Genomic DNA, 18,503 nt, shown 5'->3' on the forward strand with positions numbered 1-18,503 from the left:
CTTTCTCGTGTGCCTGCATTTTTTATAAAAAATAATTAGCACTCACTTGACAAGAGTGCTAACAAGTGTTATAACAGTTATAGAACAAGGGAACAGAAATAAAGGGAGCAAATAACAAAGTAATGACTCCGGTTCCGATGCTCAAATACAAAAATATATAGTCATAAGGAGGTAATTATTATGTTGATGCCTAGTATTTTTGAAGAGAACTTATTTGATAATTGGTTTGATTTCCCGATGTTTAATGACTTTGATAACACCGAGAGGAAGCTGTACGGCAGACATGCTGACAGACTTATGAAGACGGATGTACATGACAACGAGGATCACTACGAAGTAGATATAGACCTTCCCGGATTTAAGAAGGAAGAGATCTCACTTGAGCTTGATAAGGGATACCTCACAGTCAGCGCTGCTAAGGGACTTGATAAGGATGAGAAGGACCACAAGGGTAAACTCATCAGACAGGAACGTTACAGCGGATCAATGCAGAGAAGCTTCTACGTTGGCGAGAATCTTACCGAGGAAGATATCAAGGCAGCCTTCAGACATGGTGTTTTGAGTCTTGAGATTCCTAAGAAGGAACAGCCTAAAGTTCCTGAGAAGAAGCTTATAATGATCGAAGGCTAACACACCAGCCCTCTATCACGAGCACACATTTGCTAATTAAATAATTAGCTTTTTACTCCATAACAACTATTAACAAAATAAATTGAGTCGTTTACGTCGCCCAGCTATCCAATATAGTTGGGCGATGCTTTTTTTAGCCTGAGCGAAAGCGTCAGCTGAGTGGATTATTTATGTTTGAAATACATGTAGATTGAAGTGCAATACTTTCAAGGTTAGGTGTATAATACCTTCTATGGGGAACTAAAATTTTTACTTAAAATATGGAGGAAATTTGGTATGAAATTAAAGTTTGGTATCAGAGAAGTTGTAGCATTAGGTATTGGAACTGCATTGTTCGTCGTTCTTACGACAGTACAGGTTCCATTTTTTATTGTTCCTAACACAGCACTTCAGCCCAGAATGGCAATCCTTGCATTCATTTCTGCTGTTTTCGGACCTATCGTAGGTGGTGTTGCAGGTATTCTCGGACACGCTCTCGGCGATGCATTTTTCTATGGATCAGTTTGGTGGAGCTGGGTATTCCCTGAAGCTGTTGTTGGTGTAGCAATCGGTCTCTTTTCCAAGAAGTTCGCAATAGAAGAGGGCGGCTTCAGTGTTAAGAATAGCATTATTCTTTTTAACGTAGTTCAGGTAGTTGCAAACGCTGTAGCATGGATTGGTCTTGCTCCGGTTCTTGATATCCTCGTTTATGCAGAGCCTGCAAACAAGGTATTCGCTCAGGGCGCCCTTGCATTTATCGGTAACATCGTAATTATCGCAATCCTCGGAACTATCCTTCTTGCAGCATATTCTAAGATTGCAGGTAAGTCATCAGGCCTCAAGGCGGAGGATTGATTTTTTGGAAAAGACCCCAATCATCGAGTTTTCAGATGTAACATTCAAGTACAGAGTGCAGGAAAAACCTACACTTAAAAACATCAATTTAAAGATTTACCCGGGTGAGAAAATCCTCATTGCAGGACAATCTGGCTCGGGTAAGTCCACATTGGCACATTGCCTGAATGCGCTGATACCCTGTTCTTTTACAGGCGAGATGAGCGGAACACTCCGGGTTGACGGGAAGACTCCCAGTGAACTCGGAGTTTTTGGCATGTCACAGATAGTGGGCACAGTGCTTCAGGACACTGATGGGCAGTTTATAGCCCTTACTGTGGGCGAGGACATAGCTTTTGCTCTTGAAAACGACAACATCCCTCAGGACAAGATATTTGACAAAGTTCATGAGGTTGCTGAAAAGCTTGACTTACAAAGCTTTCTAAATCACGCTCCGGGAGAACTTTCAGGCGGACAAAAGCAGAGAGTATCCCTTGGCGGTGTTATGGCATGTGATGTAAAAATCCTTTTATTTGACGAGCCTTTGGCCAATCTTGATCCTGCCACCGGAAAGCGCACCATAGCTCTTATTGATGAGATCATGAAGCGCGAGGATATGACGGTTGTCATTATTGAACACCGCATAGAAGATGTGCTTTACCGCGATGTGGACAGAGTGATCCTTATGGGAGACGGCGAGATAATTGCTGATATGCATCCCGATGAACTTCTGTGCACAGGGCTTCTACCTCAGCACGGAATCCGCGAACCGCTCTATATAGCTGCGCTGAAAGCAGCTGGTTGTGAGCTTAGCGCAGATACTCATCCGCAGCACATAGAGTCTATGGATGTAACAAAATATAAGGATCAGGTGAAGAACTGGTACCACTCGGTTCCAAAACATCAGCAGCAGAGCTCTTCCGAAACACTTTTGAGTGTAAATAACTTAAGCTTTGGCTATGAGGATGGAAGACAGATTCTGAAGGACGTTAATTTCGAGATAAAAAGAGGAGAGATGATCTCCCTTGTAGGTCGAAACGGCGCAGGAAAATCTACACTAGCTTCTCTAATCTGCGGCTTCTACAAACCACAGAGCGGAAATATCCTCTTTAACGGCGAAGATATGTCCTGTCTTTCCATCAAAGAAATTGGCGAGAAAATCGGCTATGTTATGCAAAGCCCAAATCAGATGATAAGTAAGCCTATGATATTTGATGAAGTGGCACTAGGCCTTATTGCCAGGGGAGTTTCGGAAGATGTCATCAAGGAAAAAGTAAATGATGCATTGAAAATCTGCGGACTTTATCCCTTTAGAAACTGGCCTGTTTCAGCCCTTTCTTTTGGACAGAAAAAGCGTGTATCCATTGCATCAATTCTGGTACTTAGTCCTGAGCTGATAATTCTTGATGAACCTACAGCCGGCCAGGATTACAGCCACTATACAGAGATCATGGAATTCCTTGTTAAGCTTCGCGATGACATGGGTAAGACTATCATGATGATCACTCACGACATGCATCTGATGCTTGAGTATACTGACAGGACGCTGGTTCTGACAGACGGACAGCTCCTTATGAATGCACTTCCTTCAGAGGTTCTGACTGATGAAGCCATTTGTGACAAGGCATATCTTAAGAAAACATCACTCTATGACCTTTCTCTTAAATGCGGCATAGATACACCTTCAGAATTTGCAGCCAGATTCATTGATCATGAGAGAGCCGGGAGAGGAGGTCAGCCATGAACAGACTGATATCCTATGAGAAAAAAGACACCTTTGTGCATAAGCTCAGCGGCTTTACCAAGCTCGTATTTTTCCTGATATGGTGCCTTACAAGTGCCCTTACCTTTGACACCAGAATCCTTGCCATAATGCTGGTTTTGGGCATCTCGATTTACTTAAGTGCCAAAATAAAATGGAAACAGGTAAGCGCCATTTTCACAGCGGTCATGTTTTTTATGGTAATTAACCTTACCTGCATTTTCTTCTTTGCACCTTACGAGGGCTGCAGGATTTACGACAGCAGGAGCGACCTTTTTCATCTGTTTGGAAATTACACCGTCACAAAACAGCAGCTTTTTTATGAGCTAAACGTATTGATGAAATACTTTACGGTTATTCCATCGGTGTTCATATTCCTTACAACCACTGATCCCAGCGAACTGGCCTCAAGCCTTAACGGTGTGGGAGTGCCTTACAAGATTTCATACGCGCTGGAGATTACCCTAAGATACATTCCGGACATACAGGATGAGTTTCACAGAATCAGGAACGCTCAGGAAGCCCGCGGAATCGAGATGAGTTCCAAGGGAAAACTGTTATCCAGAATAAAAAACACTGCGGCCATAATTTTTCCGCTCCTGTTTTCATCCATGGAGAGAATAGATGTGGTAAGTAATGCCATGGAGCTTAGAGGTTTTGGCAAGAAAAAGACGAGAACCTGGTACTCCAGGAAAAAGCTAACAGCCGCCGATTTTGCAGTTTTGATATTCATAGTGGCATTTTCTGCAGCTGCACTTATTTTTACTTACTACGACGGAAGCAGATTCTATAATCCATTTACGATTTAATAGAAATTTAATAAATATCGGTCACAGCAGAAGCATCAAAGGCTTGTGACCGGTATTTATTTTTTTTTAAGAATTTCTTTCTAGTTTCTATATGTATAAAAGACTAAATTAATAATGCAAATGCCCTTTTAATGCTATGATTAAAGAGTATTATAATCGTTTAACGGAGCAGAAAAGCATGAAAAAAACGGCGGTTTTCAGAACACTGAGGACTGTATGGCTCGTCCTTAGTGTTGTTTGCCTTATCTTGGCCGTGATTTTTCTGCAAATCATGGTCATCAATAAAGGGAAAAAGACCGAGGACCCTGCCTTCCAGTATGTGGAGGACGTAAGACACAGGGTGCTTTTATTCTGCTCGTATAATTCCCAATACTACACTTATGCCAACCAAATAGAAGGTTTCCACGACTCTTTGTATCCCAATGGCGTTGAGTACGACGTCATATTTATGGACGCCAAAAACTACAGAACAAGTGAGGATCAGAGCGCTTTTTACAATTTCTTTGTATCAAGAATGGAAAACGGTAAGAAGTACGATGGTGTAATAGCTGTGGACGATGAAGCTCTGGAGTTTATGTGTGATTACGGAAAAAAGATATTCGGCGATATTCCCATTGTTTTCATAGGTGCAAATAATCTGACTCTGGCAAAAAAAGCATGTACCCGCAGTAATATTACAGGCTTTTACGAAAATGATTATCTTGAAGAAACTCTGAAGCTGACCAGGAAGATTTTCCCTAATCGCACAAAATACGTGGGCTTTTTTGATGAATCAGCCGCAGGAAAAACTGATGGTGCAAGATTTACCATCATTATGTCCAGGCTTACCGGATACGAATTTGAGACGATAAATGTCACAAACTACACTAAGGAACAGCTCATTGAGGTCATTAAGCAAGTGCCGGATGATGCGATTATTATTTACATGACCTGCTTTTCTGATGCGGATGGAATCACACATACTAAGTATGAGATGACCAATTTCTTCAAGGAGTATTCCAATGCGCCTATAGTTCGCTGCTACGAAGATGCAGTGGGTGACGGTGTTCTTGGATCGATTGGTATGTCATTCTATCAGCAGGCAAAAAATGCCGGTGAGACCATGGTAAAGGTTCTTGATGGCGCCGATATCAGCAGGATTCACATGGCCCTGAAGACTCCAAGTATAACGGAGTTTGATTACAACGTTATGGCCAGATACGGCATCACAGAGAAGATGCTTCCGGAAGAGACCATAATCATCAATAAGCCCGTTTCATTCATTGATGTGTATGGAGCAATTCTTCCTTCAGCAGGACTTATTTTCCTTGCGATGATAATGCTTTTGCAGTCAGTAAATGCCACGGTTTTCCTTGGCAGAGAATCCAACAGAGAGCTTCTTGCATCCAAGGAAGAACTTGAAAAATCCCAGAAAAGACTTATCTATCAGGCAGAGCATGACGATTTCCTGGATATTCTTAACAGAAGAACCGCAGTAGAATATCTGAGAAGACATGCGATTCCCGATAAGGTATTCTCGATAATAATGGTGGACATTGATAACTTCAAAGATGTCAACGAAACCTATGGCCATCAGGTTGCGGATGAAGTTTTAAAGCACTTGTCTTATGAGCTTGAAAACCTTGCCAAAACCAGAGACTGGATGCTGGCAAGATACGGCGGTGACGAATTCCTTATGATGCTCTCAGGTGAGCGTGTGACAGAGGATAGTTCCACTATTCAGGAGATAATGAAAATATTCAGAAATCCCATAAGCATGGGTGATGAGACCATAATCATGTCCTGTAGTATGGGCGTATCATTATCCGACGGCGTGACAACCCCTGATCAGCACATCATAAATGCTGAGATAGCTATGTACGAGGCTAAGCAGAGAGGCAGAAATAAGGCATTCCTGTACTCCGATGACATGAAGAAAAAGGTTCGCGAGGAGAACAAGGTTAAGGCCAAAATCCTCGATGCTATGGATAATGACGGATTCTACATGGTATATCAGCCTCAGATCAATACAGAGACCAAGAAGCTTTGTGGCTTTGAGGCTCTTGTCAGAATGAAGGCTGAAGGAATGTATCCCGGCGTATTTATTCCTATAGCTGAGGCAAGTGGCTGGATTGCCAGAATCGGAAGAATCACTACAGAGCTTGTTATCAAGCAGCTGGCGGCATGGAGAGATGCAGGATACATGCTTTATCCTGTTTCCATTAACTACTCAAGTAACCAGCTCAGCGATATCGGATATGTTGAGTTTTTAAAAGAGCTGCTAGAGGAGTATAATATATCAGGACAGTTCGTTGAGATAGAGGTTACGGAAAGTCTTTTCCTTGAAAAAACCGAGAAGGCGGAGAGTCTTTTTGCACAGCTCAAAGCACTTGGAATTAAGATACTTATGGATGATTTTGGTACCGGCTATTCTTCACTTGGATATCTTACATACATTCCTGTGGACGTGGTAAAACTCGATAAATCCCTTGTTGATGCGTACCTTGTTGGGGGCAAGGATTCATTTATCAGAGATGTCATCCAGCTGGTACACGATCTTGATAAGCTGATGATCATCGAAGGTGTCGAGGAAAAGTGGCAGTATGAAAAACTCAGGGAATTCAAGGCCGATATCATTCAGGGTTACTACTTCAGTAAGCCGATAAGTCCTGAAGAAGCCATTGTATTTGATGTTTCGGATAAATAAATGTTTAGTTGGGGTTGGGGAATATGTCTGAAAAGAAAATAAGTTTTGATGAATTTAGGCAGAAGCTTTTTAAAATAGTTTCTGTTGGATATTTGGGCGATTGGCCAAGCGTTATCTATGACATTGTTGGAACTATCGCCCTGATTTTGAATCTTACGGTGGCGTTTTTAGCGACTTTTTCAGAACTAAATGCCGGTTGTGGAAAAGTCTTTGACATGATAGAAAATGTCACCGTATTCTTTTTTGCAATTGATTATGTTCTAAGGCTTATTACGTCAAAATGCCTTTTCCCTGATAAATCAGAGGGAGTGGCAGTTTTACGATATGTCATTTCGTTCTTTGGAATCATAGATCTTCTCAGCTTTTTACCATTCTATTTGCCGGTGTTTTTCCCTGCAGGCGCAGCGGCATTTCGAATGTTCAGAGTGGCGAGGATCTTCAGACTTTTCAAGATCAATGCATACTATGACTCACTTAATGTAATCACTGAAGTTATCAAAAGCAAAGCACAGCAGCTTCTGTCATCGGTTTTCATAATTGCAATTATGATGCTGGCAGCTAGTCTTTGCATGTATTCATTAGAGCATGAAGCACAGCCCGAGGTTTTTGAAAATGCATTCTCCGGAATCTGGTGGGCGGCATCCACGCTGCTGACAGTAGGGTATGGAGATATATATCCTATAACCTTTCTTGGAAAGGTTTTTGGAATTCTGCTGGCGTTCCTTGGGGTGGGAATTGTAGCCATACCTACAGGTATTATTTCCGCAGGATTCGTTGAACAGTACACCAAATTAAAGCACATGGGAGATTATTCAAAGAGTATTGATATGCATTTTATCAAGGTTCAGCTCTCAATGAATGATAAATGGGTAGATAAAAAAATAAGAGATATCGACCTTCCCCATAGTGCAATTATTGCAATGATACAACGTCAGGGCAACGTGATTATTCCAAACGGAAGCATAGTTCTCGAAGCGGGAGATAAGATAATTATTGGTGCTCAGGCCATCAAAAATGATGTGCCCATGCACCTTAAGGAAGTTACTTTGGGAGATACTCATCCCTGGTGTGATAAATTTATTAAGGACCTGAATTTCCCGAGACAGACCATATTATTGTCAATAAAAAGAGGCAGCAAATCAGTTGTCCCAAAAGGGCAGGTTAAACTACGAGCAGGGGATACAATTGTAGTTATCTCCAAAGTACATCTGCCTGAAGAGGATGAAGTTGAGATTTAAGTGACCAATTTGAGGATACATAACGCTATGATGAAAACTAAGAGGTTATTTGCAATTTCATTACTGTTTTTCCTGATCATAGCAGGATGCAGCTCGAAAAAAACTAATACAGATGTTGGCCGGAACGATACACAGAAGGTTAAAATAGAAGATACACATTCTGATGACGGCAGGACAGTAGTGGGTATTTCCATGCCTGATATGCTGCTTGAACGCTGGAATCGTGACGGATTATTCTTAAAAGAACAGTTTGAAAAAAATGACTGTGAAGTCATACTGCGTTATGCCAATAATCTGATAGATACACAGGTAAACGACCTTCGCGATATGATAAACAGCGGTGCGGATCTTTTGGTAATCACTGCTGTGGATGGTGCCGCCTTATCAGATATTCTTGATGAAGCAGCTGAGGCAAACATAAAGATAATTGCATATGACAGACTCCTAATGGATACAGAAGCTGTGGATTATTATGTCTCTTTCGACAATTATCAGGTAGGCGTCCTTCAGGCCAACTATGTGATAGATGCTCTGTCACTGGATTCTGCAGAAAAATCCTTTAATATTGAATTTGTTTCAGGCGATCCGGTGGATAATAATGCCAGGTTCTTCTATGGCGGTGCCATGGACACACTTAAGCCTTATATTGATTCAGGGACTTTGAACGTAATGTCTAACCAGACCGGTTTTTACGAGACCTCCACTGCTCAGTGGTCGACAGATTTAGCCCAGCAAAGGCTTCAGATTATTCTTAATTCCTATTATCCAAGTGGGACTATTCTCGATGCGGTGCTTTGTGCCAATGACTCAACTGCCCTTGGCGCAGCAAGAGCACTGGAAGCAGATTACTCAGAGAAAAACCCGGTTGTGTTAACCGGGCAGGATGGCGATATTGCCAATATTTATAATATTTTTGATGGAGTCCAGAGCATGACAGTATTCAAGGCTATGGATAATGAATCTGTTGTTACTGCCGATCTTGGATTAGCCATTTTATCAGGAAGTAAACCTGATGCGGATCTTATTGATACGTCGAACTGGGATTTTCCCTGCGATTACAATACCACTGATTACGACAACGGTGTGAGAGTAGTATCATCATACCTGTTACAGCCCATTACTATCACACTGGACAATATTGAGGAAGAATTGTTTGATACGGGGTACTACAGTCGAAACTCAGCCGGACTTATTTATGCTGTCAAATAATGTATATCCGTTTCTGCCGTTTTCCTTAGTCTCATATAGTGCTTTATCTGCACATTCCATGACGTCCTTGGAATTCTTTGTGTCAAGTGGATACATTGCACAGCCTATGCTGACAGTGATCTTAAGGTCACCGGCGGAAGTCTTTATTGGATCTTTTACACTCTTTATGATTGATTCGCATATCTTGCGGGCTTTGTCTTCAGAAGGTTCCATAAAAATTCCGGAGAACTCATCTCCACCAAGTCTTGCGAAGGACAGCTTTTTCTTTGAAAGCTTTTTTAACTTTTCTGCAACAGCTACGATCACTTCATCCCCTACTTTATGACCATAGGTATCATTTATGCTCTTGAAGCGGTCTACATCGAGCATTATTATTCCATAAGGTGTTGACGCAGTAACCGCCTGAACGATATCCTCCATGATCTTTTTTCTGTTGGGCATTTGTGTCATGAAGTCCATCTTTATCAACTTTTTGCGTTTGTTATTAGCGATATTAAGAAGAACAATTATGACAATCAAAAGAAGCAATATTACAATCATCAGGTTACTGATAAGTTTGTTTTCACGATAAAATTTCGCAAAGGTCTGATGCTCATTTATAATTGTTGCACCTTTCGGAAGTTGTGAATTTTTTAAGTCAAACTTATCCATGGAGTGCTGTTCAAAATATGTAGCAGTGACAGCAGAAGTAACAAGAGGTATACTGTCGGCACTTTCGCCTGAAAGTATCTTGGCGGAAATCTCACCGGCCATTTTACCGGCATCATAATAAGAGTAGGATATTCCGCCAAGTACTCCATATCCTATATCAGTGGAAGTAAGCCTGATTATGGGTATATCCGGAGCATACTCGGAGATGAATTCTGCCGCGTTCTGCAGAGAATAAGCATTTTTCTCACCATCCAGTGAAAAATCCAGGAAGAGTATTATGTCATCTGATTCAAAAGTTCCCAAAAGTTCCCGGAGTCCATTCCTGGTATATGATGATGCATTGATGACAGTGCTTTTCATTTCGGGATGTGCATCCCTGAATTTCATAAACTCAACATAATCGGCCAACCCTGCGATAGTAGAGTCCACTATCACATACAGATGTGTTCTGTCAGGGAAAAGCTCCTTCATAAGCTCATAATTGCCTTCAAAATCAAGATTCTCGGCGATACCGGTGGCGTTTTTCATTGCAGAAGCTGTGATTGCCTCTGTTCTGTTGTTTATTCCCATGAAAACCATCGGCGTATCCGGGAATAACTCGTTCCTATTGTTGATGGCATATCGCAGGGCAGAGTCGTCTGCCACGACCAACAGATCAAAAGAGCGAATTGAATACACCTTGTACCTGATATATTTATCAAAATTCATAAGATCAAGTCCGCCATAGTATTTATCCGCATCCATGAATTCATAACTGATATCGACATTAACCTGTCCAAGTCCGTCCTCAAAACCCTGAAGCTGCGATGGAACTGCAGGATTGGAAAAACCGTATGAGGATATGAAAAGAATGCGATATTGACGCTCGCTATCGCCATCTGCGCTGACTTTCAGCACCGATGAAAAGAGCAGTATCAGTATGCTATATGTAATTAAGAAGAATTTTAGGCAATAATTTCTCATACTATAATTTTTGACCTTTAGCGGTCAGAGTTCAAATAAAAAATATATAAATTTATATGTGTATATATAGAAAAAACTCCTGCACATTCAGTTATTGATATGTGACAGGAGTTTATATTACTTCTTTTCAGTCGGGAAATAAGAACCGTTAAAAAGATCATATATAAGTTGTTTAAGTTGTTCTTCCGATATCTTATCGCTGTTCATTACATAGTGCTTTGCAATGGTCGTAAGACCTGCTGCAATAAAATCCGCAGTCATGTTGGAAATGATTTTATCATACTCATCTTTTGGATCATTACATTCAGTAAAGGATTTGTACAAAGACCACATCATCATGTAGATGATATTGTTTTTTACAAGCAGCTCGAGGATTTCCTTTTTAGATAAAATGTATTTCGTAAATCCTTCAGCCAGCTGCGCAAGAGTAGGAGGCCCCTGACATTCGCAGTCTTTGTCCGGCTTAAAGTCATGGCTTTTTGCAAGGATAAAAATTACGATGTTTTCCTTGGATTCAAACAGAGTATAGAAGGTCTGTCTGGACACGCCGGAGCGCTGACAGATCTCGCTTATACTGATCTTGGAATATTCTTTTTCATGCATTAACTCTGTAAAACCCTGGGCTATACTTTTCTGCGAGCTAAGAGCTGTTTTGTTGGAACCCTGATACATACTTTTTTCCTTTACGCTGTGTATGAATTATTCGTAGGTCATCACTGCTTCAAGCTGACCTTTTATCTCGTAGCGACCGCTGCCTGCAGGAAGCAGGAGACTGTCACCCTTTTTATAATCTACTTTGTCATTCCCGTTTGTAATAACGCCTTCACCCTCGAGAACCAATATGTGGAGGAAGCTCTCAGCTGTAACCTCACCGCTTAAGGTATCTGTAAGAGAGCCGGAGAGTGCCACCTTATCAACGGTGAAATATTTGCACTGACCGATGTGAGGCTCAGGTCTTGGAATCCTGGGAGCCGGATCAGTATCTGTAACATCAAGGGCCTTTTCAACATGGAGCTCACGAAGATTACCATCCTTATCACGTCTTCCGTAATCATATACTCTGTAGGTTACGTTAGAATTCTGCTGAATCTCTGCAAGGAGAATTCCTGCGCCTATTGCGTGAAGAGTACCTGATTCGATGAAAACAACATCACCCTTTTTTACATAAACAGGATTTAAAACTTCAGTTAGTGTCTCGTTTTCGATTCTTCTAGCGAACTCTTCTTTAGAAACTTCTCTGTTGAAACCATAATATAAAAATGCACCTTCCTCAGCATCGAGGATGTACCACATTTCAGTTTTCCCATACTGATTTTCATGTACTCTTGCATATTCATCGGAAGGGTGTACCTGAAGTGACAGGTCCTTTTTTGCATCAATGAGTTTTATAAGAATGGGGAAGTCCTCGAACTTTTCACAATTGGTTCCAAGAACTTCTTTTCCGTTTTCTTCTATATACTGTGTCAGAGTCTTGCCTGCAAACTCGCCGTTTTCAATCACAGATTCACTTCCGGGAAAACATGACAGCTCCCAGCTCTCAGCAGTTACCGCACCTGCGGACTCTTTACCATATTCATTTACAAGTCTGTTGCCGCCCCAAAGATAATCCTTTGTAGGAGCCTTTAATTTCAAAATTGCCATAAATGCACCTCTATATTTATATTCGTTTAATTCACTATAGGTTTTTGTTTTTCCTCAGAAAAACAGAAATCTGTACATCTGCGATTTTATAATAGTGAAGGGAATCTTTCAAGTTATCTGCTCAATTTTTCTCAGCAGCGTACTACGATATGTGGCTTGAGAAAAGTACGGTATTTTGCAATAATAAAATCATAATTAAGTATAGGGAGCCGCAAAAATAAAGAATGACTATGCTGGGGAAAATAATAGAACCAAAAGAATATTTACCTGATGATCGTAAACGTTTTGATAATGCAGCGTTAAAAGCCATGATCGTGCCACTACTTATAGAGCAGCTATTGCAGATGGTGGTGGGACTGGCGGATACGATGATGGTCAGCTATGCAGGAGAAGCTGTGGTTGCCGGTGTAGGACTTGATACAATGGTATACACCATATTTATATACCTGTTTACCGCCATTTCTGCCGGAGGATCGGTAGTTGTATCACAATACATAGGAAGTAAGGAAAAGGATAATGCTGATGTTTCCGCATCACAGATATTCTTTATAGGCGGAGTACTTTCTTTAGTATGTATGGTGATCATGCTCATTTTCGGATCATCACTTCTTCAGACAATGTATCCTAAGGCAGAAGCAGATACTATGGCAGCCTGCAAGACATACATGTGGATCGTGGCCTGGTCTTTTCCTGCAAATGCTATCTATAATGCAGGTACTGCAGTTTTTCGCGCAATGGGTCAGACCAGAGTGACCATGTGGGTTTCGTTTATAGCAAATCTGGTTAACGTTGTAGGAAATGCAATAGGTATATTTGTACTGAAAGCCGGTGCTGCCGGAGTTGCATGGCCGACTACGATTTCATGGTATGTGGCAGCAGTTATCATGACGGCGCTTTGCCTTGAGACAGGGGCATCTGATGAGCTTCTTAGAAAACTTAAAGCGCTTAGCACTCCGAGAATCAGTATTAGAATTAAAGAATCACTTCGACTTAACACAGCTATGGCAGGTCGCATATTGGGGGTGGCTATTCCAAATTCTATAGAAAATACACTTTTTCAGGTGGCCAAGGTTGTCCTTGGTATGCTTACTGCAACCTTTGGTACCTCGCAGATAGCAGCAAATACAACAGGACAGACATTCTGGTCACTGGCTGCATGTATGGGCATGTCAATGGGAACTGTGTTTATCACTGTGGTCGGGCAGTGCGTAGGAGCAGGTGACTATGAGGCGGCTGAGTGGAATATTAAAAAGCTCACGAGGTTGTCGCTTTTACTGGCGACCATCTGGAATGTGATAGTAATGGCGCTGACTCCGATTTTGCTTACTTTATATAATCTCTCGGACGAGACTAAGCGTTTGATTCTTATTATAGTTGCTATACATAATCTGTTTTCTGCATTGGTACAGCCCTTTTCCGGACCGCTTTCATCCGGTCTTCGGGCAGCAGGCGATGTAAAATTTACAATGTGGGCATCAATATTTGCCACAGTTGTATGCAGGACAGTCCTGTCGTTCATTCTGGCTTTATGGATGGGAATGGGTGTTATCGGAATAGCTCTTGCAATGGTGCTGGATTGGTGTATAAAGGCAGCTCTTGATATATGGCGTTTCAGGAGCGGAAAATGGAGGGATAGAAGAATCATATGATAACAGTTAATCTCTATTACAAAGGAAAAGATGGAAATGCCCGTGCATTTGTCCAGGAGATGGAATCGTCGGGAATAGCGGCTGCAATAAGAAACGAGGAAGGTAATCTTCGTTACCAGTACTTTCAGCCTTTAGATGATCCTGAGACAGTTCTGCTCATAGATTCCTGGACGGATCAGGCTGCGATTGATGCACATCATGCATCCCCGATGATGGGACAGCTGGCAGCTCTTCGTGAAAAATATGATCTTCATATGACAGTTGAACGTTTTGTCAGTGATGAATATGAAGCAGATGAGAAGTTTTTGAGAAAATAATAATCGTTCCCTATACAATTATTCCTTTAATTATGGGAAGCTTTGTAATAGAATAGTGCTAATGCAGTGCTTATTTTTGAAACTAAACAAGGGAGGGATTTAGATAATGAGTAATTATTCTATGGATACCAAATGCGTGCAGGGCGGTTATACACCCGGAAACGGTGAGCCCAGACAGATTCCGATAGTACAGTCTACCACTTTTAAATATGCTACCAGCAGCGATATGGGAAAACTTTTTGATCTGGAGGCTTCTGGCTATTTCTACACAAGACTTCAGAACCCTACAAATGACTATGTTGCAGCAAAAATTGCTGAGCTTGAGGGCGGCAGCGCAGCTATGCTTACATCTTCAGGTCAGGCAGCCAACTTCTTTGCACTTTTCAATATCTGCGAAGCAGGAAGTCACGTCGTAGCATCAAGCTCTATCTATGGCGGAACCTTTAACCTTCTTGCAGTAACAATGGCAAAGATGGGAATTGAGACCACTTTTGTATCTCCTGATGCAACAGAGGAAGAGCTTGCAGCTGCATTCAAGGATAACACCAGAGCAGTATTTGGTGAGACCATCGCTAATCCCGCACTTACAGTTCTTGATATAGAGAGATTTGCAAAGGCAGCTCACGACCACGGTGTTCCGCTTATCATCGATAACACATTCCCTACACCTGTTAATTGCAGACCTATCGAGTGGGGAGCAGATATCGTTACACATTCAACAACCAAGTATATGGACGGACACGGCGTAGCAGTGGGCGGTGCTATCGTAGACTCGGGAAAATTTGACTGGATGGCACACGCAGATAAATTCCCCGGACTTACAACTCCAGATGAATCCTATCATGGTATCGTTTATGCTGAAAAGTTCGGAAAAGAAGGTGCATTTATAACCAAGGCTACATCACAGCTTATGAGAGATCTTGGTAGCATCCAGTCACCTCAGAATGCCTTTTATCTGAACCTTGGTCTTGAGTCACTTCATGTAAGAATGCCCAAGCACGTAGAGAACGGTCAGGCTGTTGCTGAGTTTCTTGAACAGCACGAGAAGGTAGTTAAGGTCAACTATCCCGGACTTAAGTCTGATCCTTACTATGACAGAGCTATGAAATATATGGGAAATGGCGGATGCGGTGTTGTATCCTTTGAAATCGCAGGCGGAAGAGAAGCTGCGGAAGCATTCATGGGCAAGCTGAAAATCTGCGCAATTGAAACTCATGTTGCTGATGCAAGAACCTGTTGCCTGAACCCGGCTACATCAACACATCGTCAGATGACAGACGAACAGCTTAATGCAGCAGGAATTCCCGCTGGCCTTATCAGAATTTCCTGTGGCCTTGAAGATAAAAAAGACCTGATCGCAGATATCGAACAGGCCCTTCGCAACTAACAATTCTCAATTATATGCGCCATAACATGCAGCGCGTACAAACTCATTGCACTACGGCTCTGCTTCAGCTCATCGGTGAGCTCGAAGTAGAGCTTTTTATCTTCATAGCTTTCCTTGAAAACAGGAGAGAAAACAGCATCCCACTGAACCAGATACTGACCCGGTTTTCTCGTATAGCAGTTTGATGCCTTTGCCTGCTCCCTGTGACTCTTTTCGACAAACTGGGCAACAGACTTGTGAAGCGCCTGATCTTCCCCTGGCAGATAGTAGTAATCCTTATAATTATCGTAGAAATACTTAAGCTCTTTTTCCAAAAGCGGCATGCGGATCGAAGCGCTGCTTCCTTCAGCCTTGAAATAACAGCCATCAACGCTTCCACCAACAGAAGAGGGCAGATAATCCGGAAGAGATACCTTCATGATTATCTCCTCACGGGTTTTCCCTTCATAATCATTATAATAATTTGCCTGCACCTTCATGGCACGGATAGGCAGATCAATCACAGCATCCGGATCCTCGTTTTCCGAACCTTCATCCATAAGGAAACCGCTTCTGACCTGAGGAAATTCATCAGCCTCTGTATTAAACAAAATCACATTCTGCTCGCAGAGAGCTGTAAAAAGATCATAGTAGTAAAGGGACGGCAAAAGAGCGAACATTCCACGAACATCATCTGCGTTGTGCAATAGCAGAAGATTATAAGCTTTCTCTGTAGGATTATTCAGGTATTCTCTGTAAACTTCTATAAGCTCGCCACCCGAGTACTCATCTTTTCTGTCAATTCCAAGAAAAAGCTCGATGGTTTTCTGCTTGCAATCCGGAATTCCAAGAACATTTTTGTAGGGACTGATTCGCTTGTACAGATCTATAGATTCCATGTTCTCAAGGACATCTGTCATATTGACCTTGTCGCATTTGAATTTGATAAAGGGCAGATCGAAGCGATTGCCGTTAAAATGAATCAGGGCTTTATAGTCCTTCGCAAATCCCATAAAGCATTTTATTACTTCAAATTCTTCATTTTTTTCATTGGCGAAAAATTGGCGAAGATGCCAGCCGTCACCACCATGGTAAGCACATCCGATAAGGTAGAGGGAGCTGGTTTTCGGAGAAAGACCGGTGGTCTCGATGTCGAAAAACAGAATGTCTTTTTGATCCTTACATATTCTCTCTAAAGGATAATCTGCGTCTAAGTTAATGATCTCATCTATGATTTTCATACCTTACACCCCAAAGAAATACATTAAAAAATTTATGCAAAAAACTGACAATTCATTCAAATCCTTAAAACATTAATATGATACCACATAAAATGTATAAATTGCCCATAAGTTTTCTAGAATAATCTGACTAATCGATCAACTTTGGTGTATAATATTTTTATGTATTTTCTTTACGAAAGGAAGAGGTAGGAAATGGCTAAATTAACTTTTGTTGGCGGAGTGCATCCTTACGAAGGCAAAGAGCTTTCCAAGGATAAGCCCATCAAGGAAGTCCTGCCGAAAGGTGATCTTGTCTATCCGGTATCTCAGCATATCGGGGCACCTGCAAAGCCGATCGTCCAAAAGGGGGACCATGTGCTGGTAGGGCAGAAGATTGCCGAAGCGGGAGGATTTGTCTCAGCGCCGATCTATGCATCGGTATCAGGAACTGTCAAGGGGATTGAAAAAAGGAGACTGGCTACGGGGGCGATGTGCGACAGCATTATCGTAGAAAATGACGGTCTCTACGAGGAAGCTCCAATGCTGCCCGTAAAACCTCTTGAAGAACTCACCACTCAGGAAAAAATCGATCTCATACGAGAAGCAGGCGTAGTCGGAATGGGCGGCGCCGGGTTCCCTACAGCAGTGAAGCTTTCACCCAAGGAACCGGAGAAAATTGAATATGTTATCGCGAACTGTTCTGAGTGCGAACCCTATCTGACCAGCGATTATCGTCGAATGATCGAGGAGCCTGAGCTCGTACTGGGCGGCCTTAGAGTTGCGGTTTCGCTTTTCCCCAATGCCAGAGGAATTCTCGCCATTGAGGACAACAAGCCCGACTGTATCGCAAAATTCCGCGAGCTTACCAAGGACGACGACAAGATAATGGTCAAAGCGCTTCAGACCAAGTATCCCGAGGGTGCTGAGCGTATGCTCATTTATGCCTGCACCAAGAGAGAGATCAATTCATCAATGCTTCCCGCAGATGCAGGATGTATCGTTGATAACGTTGATACTCTTTGTGCTGTATACAGGGCAGTTACTGAGGGCAGACCTCTCATGGAGAGAATCGTAACCATTACCGGTGATGCGGTTGTGGATCCCAGGAACTACAAGGTTCGCATCGGTACCAATTACAGAGAACTCCTTGAGGATGCCGGTGGTTTTGTAAAGTCACCTGCCAAGATCATTTCAGGTGGTCCCATGATGGGATTTGCTCTGTTTGATCTTGATGTTCCTACTACCAAGACAGCTTCAGCTCTTACCTGTCTTACAGAGGATGCGGTTTCTGCAATGGAACCCAGCGCTTGCATCAACTGTGCAAAGTGCGTGGAAGTTTGTCCCGAGAGACTCATTCCCAAGAATCTCGCAGATGCGGTTGAGAATGGTCAGGAGGAGAGATTCCTTGCTCAGTACGGTATGGAGTGCTGCGAATGCGGATGCTGCAGCTTTATATGTCCGGCCAGACGACAGCTCACGCAGCTCATCAAGGGTATGCGTAAGATTCAGCTTGGCAAACGGAAGAAGTAAAAGAAAGGGAGAGTAA

General features: G+C 42.2%; 15 protein-coding genes. 11 read left to right on the forward strand and 4 right to left on the reverse strand.

The features are described 5' to 3' along the window. Positions 1–180: 180 nt before the first annotated feature. The 7 genes from G603_RS0101425 (at position 181) to G603_RS0101455 (ending at position 9,147) form a co-directional block, all read left to right on the forward strand. Entirely contained in the window at positions 181–630 is a 450-nt protein-coding gene (locus G603_RS0101425) for an Hsp20/alpha crystallin family protein (RefSeq protein ID WP_026524705.1), read from the forward strand. 276 nt (positions 631–906) lie between these two features. After that, entirely contained in the window at positions 907–1,464 is a 558-nt protein-coding gene (locus G603_RS0101430; RefSeq protein WP_026524704.1) for an ECF-type riboflavin transporter substrate-binding protein, read from the forward strand. Next, positions 1,460–3,187, forward strand: coding sequence for an ABC transporter ATP-binding protein (locus G603_RS0101435; protein ID WP_442852361.1), 1,728 nt, complete (start codon positions 1,460–1,462; stop codon positions 3,185–3,187). The genes G603_RS0101430 and G603_RS0101435 overlap by 5 nt, the downstream gene beginning before the upstream one ends. Next, positions 3,184–4,014, forward strand: coding sequence for an energy-coupling factor transporter transmembrane component T family protein (locus tag G603_RS0101440; RefSeq protein WP_026524702.1), 831 nt, complete (start codon positions 3,184–3,186; stop codon positions 4,012–4,014). Before G603_RS0101435 ends, G603_RS0101440 begins: the two co-directional genes overlap by 4 nt. Positions 4,015–4,192: 178 nt before the next feature. Then, positions 4,193–6,700, forward strand: coding sequence for an ABC transporter substrate binding protein (locus tag G603_RS21195; protein WP_026669091.1), 2,508 nt, complete (start codon positions 4,193–4,195; stop codon positions 6,698–6,700). Between the two features lie 23 nt (positions 6,701–6,723). Further along, entirely contained in the window at positions 6,724–7,938 is a 1,215-nt protein-coding gene (locus G603_RS18825; RefSeq protein WP_026524700.1) for an ion transporter, read from the forward strand. 27 nt (positions 7,939–7,965) lie between these two features. Then, entirely contained in the window at positions 7,966–9,147 is a 1,182-nt protein-coding gene (locus tag G603_RS0101455) for a substrate-binding domain-containing protein (protein WP_242834818.1), read from the forward strand. Here G603_RS0101455 and G603_RS0101460 read toward each other — a convergent pair. From G603_RS0101460 to G603_RS0101470, 3 genes are all read right to left on the reverse strand, one after another. Further along, positions 9,118–10,761: a diguanylate cyclase domain-containing protein gene (locus tag G603_RS0101460; protein ID WP_026669093.1), complete on the reverse strand. Its 1,644-nt coding sequence runs from the start codon at positions 10,759–10,761 to the stop codon at positions 9,118–9,120. The two genes, G603_RS0101455 and G603_RS0101460, sit on opposite strands and share 30 nt — an antisense overlap. A 117-nt stretch (positions 10,762–10,878) precedes the next feature. Next, positions 10,879–11,433: a TetR/AcrR family transcriptional regulator gene (locus G603_RS0101465; RefSeq protein WP_026524697.1), complete on the reverse strand. Its 555-nt coding sequence runs from the start codon at positions 11,431–11,433 to the stop codon at positions 10,879–10,881. Positions 11,434–11,460: 27 nt separating this feature from the next. Then, positions 11,461–12,402: a type I phosphomannose isomerase catalytic subunit gene (locus G603_RS0101470; RefSeq protein ID WP_026669094.1), complete on the reverse strand. Its 942-nt coding sequence runs from the start codon at positions 12,400–12,402 to the stop codon at positions 11,461–11,463. A gap of 230 nt (positions 12,403–12,632) precedes the next feature. Between G603_RS0101470 and G603_RS0101475 the strand changes: the two genes are divergently transcribed. The 3 genes from G603_RS0101475 (at position 12,633) to G603_RS0101485 (ending at position 15,755) form a co-directional block, all read left to right on the forward strand. Continuing rightward, positions 12,633–14,051, forward strand: a complete 1,419-nt coding sequence (locus tag G603_RS0101475) for an MATE family efflux transporter (protein WP_196808028.1) — start codon at positions 12,633–12,635, stop codon at positions 14,049–14,051. Beyond that, positions 14,048–14,368, forward strand: coding sequence for a putative quinol monooxygenase (locus G603_RS0101480; protein WP_026669096.1), 321 nt, complete (start codon positions 14,048–14,050; stop codon positions 14,366–14,368). The genes G603_RS0101475 and G603_RS0101480 overlap by 4 nt, the downstream gene beginning before the upstream one ends. A 106-nt stretch (positions 14,369–14,474) precedes the next feature. Then, positions 14,475–15,755 carry an O-acetylhomoserine aminocarboxypropyltransferase/cysteine synthase family protein gene (locus G603_RS0101485; protein WP_026669097.1) on the forward strand — a complete coding sequence of 427 codons (1,281 nt, stop codon included), beginning with the start codon at positions 14,475–14,477 and terminating at the stop codon, positions 15,753–15,755. Here the strand turns inward: G603_RS0101485 and G603_RS0101490 are convergent. Beyond that, entirely contained in the window at positions 15,752–16,975 is a 1,224-nt protein-coding gene (locus tag G603_RS0101490; protein ID WP_035791544.1) for a ribonuclease H-like domain-containing protein, read from the reverse strand. The genes G603_RS0101485 and G603_RS0101490 overlap by 4 nt on opposite strands. Positions 16,976–17,170: 195 nt before the next feature. On the opposite strand from G603_RS0101490, the gene rsxC reads away from it, so the two are divergent. Beyond that, complete coding sequence (gene rsxC / locus G603_RS0101495) at positions 17,171–18,487, forward strand: electron transport complex subunit RsxC (RefSeq protein WP_026524691.1); 1,317 nt, start codon at positions 17,171–17,173, stop codon at positions 18,485–18,487. Positions 18,488–18,503: the final 16 nt, after the last annotated feature.

This window comes from Butyrivibrio sp. AE3006, from assembly GCF_000424165.1.
Classification (GTDB): domain Bacteria; phylum Bacillota; class Clostridia; order Lachnospirales; family Lachnospiraceae; genus Butyrivibrio.

Excerpts from the sequence above, each read along its gene's own strand:
- G603_RS0101425 (WP_026524705.1), top strand. The coding sequence starts at position 181 with ATGTTGATGCCTAGTATTTTTGAAGAGAACTTATTTGATAATTGGTTT.
- G603_RS0101430 (WP_026524704.1), top strand. The coding sequence starts at position 907 with ATGAAATTAAAGTTTGGTATCAGAGAAGTTGTAGCATTAGGTATTGGA.
- G603_RS0101440 (WP_026524702.1), top strand. The coding sequence starts at position 3,184 with ATGAACAGACTGATATCCTATGAGAAAAAAGACACCTTTGTGCATAAG.
- G603_RS21195 (WP_026669091.1), top strand. The coding sequence starts at position 4,193 with ATGAAAAAAACGGCGGTTTTCAGAACACTGAGGACTGTATGGCTCGTC.
- G603_RS18825 (WP_026524700.1), top strand. The coding sequence starts at position 6,724 with ATGTCTGAAAAGAAAATAAGTTTTGATGAATTTAGGCAGAAGCTTTTT.
- G603_RS0101455 (WP_242834818.1), top strand. The coding sequence starts at position 7,966 with ATGATGAAAACTAAGAGGTTATTTGCAATTTCATTACTGTTTTTCCTG.
- G603_RS0101460 (WP_026669093.1), bottom strand. The coding sequence starts at position 10,761 with ATGAGAAATTATTGCCTAAAATTCTTCTTAATTACATATAGCATACTG.
- G603_RS0101465 (WP_026524697.1), bottom strand. The coding sequence starts at position 11,433 with ATGTATCAGGGTTCCAACAAAACAGCTCTTAGCTCGCAGAAAAGTATA.
- G603_RS0101470 (WP_026669094.1), bottom strand. The coding sequence starts at position 12,402 with ATGGCAATTTTGAAATTAAAGGCTCCTACAAAGGATTATCTTTGGGGC.
- G603_RS0101475 (WP_196808028.1), top strand. The coding sequence starts at position 12,633 with ATGCTGGGGAAAATAATAGAACCAAAAGAATATTTACCTGATGATCGT.
- G603_RS0101480 (WP_026669096.1), top strand. The coding sequence starts at position 14,048 with ATGATAACAGTTAATCTCTATTACAAAGGAAAAGATGGAAATGCCCGT.
- G603_RS0101485 (WP_026669097.1), top strand. The coding sequence starts at position 14,475 with ATGAGTAATTATTCTATGGATACCAAATGCGTGCAGGGCGGTTATACA.
- G603_RS0101490 (WP_035791544.1), bottom strand. The coding sequence starts at position 16,975 with ATGAAAATCATAGATGAGATCATTAACTTAGACGCAGATTATCCTTTA.
- rsxC (WP_026524691.1), top strand. The coding sequence starts at position 17,171 with ATGGCTAAATTAACTTTTGTTGGCGGAGTGCATCCTTACGAAGGCAAA.